Source organism: Hydrogenophaga sp. GW456-12-10-14-TSB4 (assembly GCF_059424305.1).
In genome coordinates this window covers 1-3533 of the sequence record NZ_JBWKZH010000131.1, presented here as the reverse complement: position 1 = coordinate 3533, position 3533 = coordinate 1, and the positions used below count along the sequence as shown (strand labels likewise).

Below are 3533 nucleotides of genomic sequence, written 5' to 3'. Positions count from 1 at the left end.
ACCCGCGCCCGCCCTGCCGGAGACCGTCGCGCCCTCGCCTGTGGCACCCGCGCCTGTCGCCGACGTGCCGGCCCCTGCCGCTGCCCCAGCCGCCCCGCGCCAGGGCTGGCTGGACAAGCTCAAGACCGGCCTGCGCAAGACCGGCTCGGGCATCGCCACGGTGTTCACCGGCACCCAGATCGACGAGGCCCTCTACGAAGAGCTGGAGTCGGCCCTGCTGATGGCCGACACCGGCGTGAAAGCCACCACCCACCTGCTGGCCGACCTGAAGCGCCGGGTCAAGGAAAGCAAGACCACCGACCCGGCCGCCGTCAAGGGCCTTCTGGCCGAGGCCATCGCCGACCTGCTCGCGCCGCTGCAGAAGCCGCTGGTGATCGGCGAGCACAAACCCACCGTGATCATGGTCGCGGGCGTCAACGGCGCGGGCAAAACCACCTCCATCGGCAAGCTCACGCGCCACCTGGCCGACGGCGGTGCCTCGGTGCTGCTGGCCGCGGCCGACACCTTCCGCGCCGCGGCGCGCGAGCAGCTCGCCGTCTGGGCCGACCGTAACACCGTGGAGATCATCACCCAGCAAGGCGGCGACCCGGCCGCCGTGAGCTACGACGCCGTGACCGCCGGCAAGGCGCGCGGACGCGACGTGGTGCTGGTGGACACCGCCGGGCGCCTGCCCACGCAGTTGCACCTGATGGAAGAGCTGCGCAAGATCAAGCGCGTGGTGCAGAAGGCCGACGCCAGCGCACCGCACGAGGTGCTGCTGGTGATCGACGGCAACACCGGCCAGAACGCGCTCATGCAGGTGAAGGCCTTCGACGACGCCCTGCAGCTCACCGGCCTGGTCATCACCAAGCTCGACGGCACCGCCAAGGGCGGCGTGCTCTGCGCGATCGCGCGCGAAAAGCCGGTGCCGGTCTACTTCATCGGGGTCGGCGAAAAGCTCGAAGACCTCGAAACCTTCGACGCGCGCGAGTTCGCGCAGGCCCTGCTGGCCTGACCCCCGGGGCGGCGCATCCCTATACTTCGCGCACCCATGCCGCTTTGCCCGCCCCACCCATGAGCTCCACCTCCGCCTGGCTCGAAGCCGCCTTCCTGGGCCTGATCCAGGGCCTGACCGAATTCCTCCCCATCTCCTCGAGCGCGCACCTGCGCATCATCGGCCCGCTGCTGCCCTCGGGCGGCGACCCGGGCGCGGCCTTCACCGCCATCACCCAGATCGGCACCGAGGCCGCCGTGCTGCTGTACTTCCGGCACGACATCGTGCGCATCTTCCTGGCCTGGTGGGCCTCGCTCACGCAACCGGCCAGGCGCCAGGACCCCGACGCCCGCATGGGCTGGCTGATCATCATCGGCTCGGTGCCCATCGTGGTGCTGGGCCTGCTGTTCAAGGACGCGATCGAAGGCTCGCTGCGCAACCTCTACATCACGGCCACCATGCTGATCGTGTTCGGCATCATCCTCGGCGCGGCCGACCACTACGGCCGGCGCGAGCGCCCGCTGAGCCAGCTCACCTGGGGCCACGGCCTGCTGTTCGGCCTGGCGCAGGCGATGGCCCTGATCCCCGGCGTCTCGCGCTCGGGCGGCACCATCACCGCCGGCCTGCTCATGGGCTATACGCGCGAAGCGGCGGCGCGCTATTCCTTCCTGCTGGCCATTCCCGCGGTGATGGGCTCGGGCTTCTACCAGCTGCTGCGCAGCTGGCAGCACGGCAGCCCGGTCGCCCCCGGGCCCACCGCCCTGGCCACGCTGATCGCCTTCGGCGTCGGCTACGGCGTGATCGTGGTGTTCCTCAAACTGGTGTCCACGCGCGGCTACATGGCCTTCGTGTACTACCGCATCGCACTGGGCCTGCTGGTCTTCGGCCTGCTCGGTGCCGGCATCCTGAGCGCCCATTGAACACCGTCCTGCCCATGACCGGCACAGCGCCCCATACCAACGGGTTCTGGCGCCGGCGTTGGCAGGGCCGGGTCGCCTGGCGCACGCTGTTCTGGCGCGACATGATCGCCGTGGGCAGCGTGATCAACCTCTGCACCTTGTTCGCGGCGCTGATGCTGGCCGCGCAGGGCCTGCCCATCGCCTGGGCCGTCGCGGTGCATTTCGCGCCGCTGCCCTACAACGCCTTCCTGCTCGCCTCGCTCTGGCGCACGCCCGGGCGCCCGGCCGCGGTGAAGCTCGGCGGCTGCGCCTGGTTCGCAGCCATGCTGGTGGTCTGAGGCACGCAGGCCATGCACCACGGCATCAAGAAACTCGTGTTGCTGGGTGCCGGCCAGGCCCATCTGCAGGTGTTGGCGCGCCTCGCGCGGCACCACCCCGGCAACCTGGACGTGGTGCTGCTCACGCCGTTCCCGCAGCACACCAGCCCCGGTTGCCTGCCCGGGTTCATGGCCGGCCAGCACACGGCCGACGAAGGCCGCGTCGCGCTCGAACCGCTGGTGCGCGCCGCAGGCGCGCGCTGGTTGCAGGGGCGCTGCACCGGGCTCGATGCCGCCGCCCGCCAGATCCAGATCGCAGCCAGCGGCGGGGCGCAAGGCGTGCCCGCCACGCTGGGCTACGACCTGCTGTCCATCGACACCGGCACCGTGCCCGACCGCGCCCGGCTCGACGCCGAGATGCCCGGGGCCAACCACCACGCCCTGCACCTGAGCCCGCTGGAAGCCTTCGTGGCCCTGTGGCCCCAGGTGATGGCGCTGGCGCAGCAACAGGCCGTGTCGGTGGCCGTGGTGGGCGCCGAGGCCGATGGCATCGAACTGGTGTTCGCGGCCGAACAAGGCATCCGCGAACACGGCCTGCCCGGCGCACGTTTCACGCTCATCACCGGGGGCGGCGAGGTCGGCACCGACCTTCCAACACCGGTGCGTCAGCGCGTGCTGCGCCAGCTGCGGCGCCGGGGCATCACGGTGCTGCGCGAGGCCTGCGTAGGCATGAGCGAGGGCGAGGTGCACCTGGGCAACGGCGCCCGCCTGGCCTGCGACGTGCCGCTGATGGCCACGGGCCTGTGCGCCCCCGCCTGGCTGCAGACCAGCGGCCTGGCGCTCAACGACCGCGGGCAGGTGCTGACCGGCCCGACCCAGCAAAGCACCAGCCACCCCCAGGTGTTCGCCGCCGGCAGCGTGGCCACCCGCGCGGATGGGGCACCGGGCGACATGCACGCCGGTGCGGCACTCGCCCACAACCTGCTGGCCGCGCACGAGGGCGGCGCGCTGCGCGCCTTGCCGGCCAGTCGCTCCCGCATCGCCCTGCTCGCCTGCGGCACCGGCCACGGCATCGCGAGCTGGGGACCGCTCACCCTGTCCGGCGCCTGGGTCTGGGGCTGGAAAGACCGCATCGATCGCGGTTTTCTGGAACAGCATCGCGTGACACGCCGATGACCAGCCCGGGCCGTCGGGGCCCTCGCCATGGCCACACCCCCCCGGATATGGGCCGGATTGGATAGACTTCGCGACGGCGTCCCCGCCCTCCACCGATCCGCCCGCCATGCACCTCTCTCACCGACTGGCCACCCTGTTGTTCGCCGCGGCAGCGGTGCTGCCCGCCGC

The 3533-nt window shown here is 71.7% G+C and carries 4 protein-coding genes; all 4 read left to right on the top strand.

Annotation, left to right across the window (positions count from 1 at the left end; genetic code table 11):
• Positions 1 to 13: 13 nt before the first annotated feature.
• From ftsY to AC07ZS_RS29570, 4 genes are read left to right on the top strand one after another with little or no spacing between them, the layout of a single operon-like run.
• Positions 14 to 994 (top strand): signal recognition particle-docking protein FtsY, encoded by a 981-nt coding sequence (gene ftsY, locus AC07ZS_RS29585; RefSeq protein ID WP_494801996.1) that lies wholly within the window; start codon positions 14 to 16, stop codon positions 992 to 994.
• Between the two features lie 59 nt (positions 995 to 1053).
• Positions 1054 to 1893 (top strand): undecaprenyl-diphosphate phosphatase, encoded by an 840-nt coding sequence (locus AC07ZS_RS29580; RefSeq protein ID WP_494801995.1) that lies wholly within the window; start codon positions 1054 to 1056, stop codon positions 1891 to 1893.
• Positions 1890 to 2210, top strand: coding sequence for a hypothetical protein (locus AC07ZS_RS29575; protein ID WP_494801994.1), 321 nt, complete (start codon positions 1890 to 1892; stop codon positions 2208 to 2210). Before AC07ZS_RS29580 ends, AC07ZS_RS29575 begins: the two co-directional genes overlap by 4 nt.
• A 12-nt stretch (positions 2211 to 2222) precedes the next feature.
• On the top strand, positions 2223 to 3365 hold the full coding sequence (locus AC07ZS_RS29570) for an FAD-dependent oxidoreductase (RefSeq protein WP_494801993.1): 1143 nt from the start codon (positions 2223 to 2225) through the stop codon (positions 3363 to 3365).
• The last annotated feature ends 168 nt before the right edge of the window (positions 3366 to 3533 follow it).